Origin of the sequence: Streptomyces sp. P17 (assembly GCF_032436805.1) — a bacterium.
Taxonomy (GTDB): Bacteria; Actinomycetota; Actinomycetes; order Streptomycetales; family Streptomycetaceae; genus Streptomyces.
In genome coordinates, this window is sequence record NZ_JAVRBF010000668.1 from 1 (window position 1) to 280 (window position 280).

Annotated in this window: 1 protein-coding gene; it reads left to right on the forward strand. The window is 51.4% G+C overall.

Features of this window, described 5'->3' with window-relative positions; all coding sequences use genetic code 11:
• The coding region (locus RMT89_RS42515; RefSeq protein WP_315889113.1) for a TRAP transporter large permease subunit at positions 1–280 on the forward strand (280 nt) is incomplete at both ends.

The window sequence follows — 280 nt, forward strand, 5'->3', positions numbered from 1 at the left end:
CGAGGGAGGAGCAATCGGAGTTACAGGGGCGTTGCTGCTTAGCTTGGCAAAGCGAAGATTGACGGTTCGCAATTTGAAACAAGCGATGGAGATAGCCGGGATTCTCTGCACGTGCGTGATCTTTCTACTTCTCGGCGCCTCTTTCTTCACCCTTGTGTTCAGAGGAATCAACGGACATTTGTGGATCGAGTCGCTGTTCCAGCTTATCCCGGCAGGCCAGATCGGCTTTCTGCTGTTCGTCAACGCGATGATTTTCTTCCTCGCATTCTTTCTCGACTTT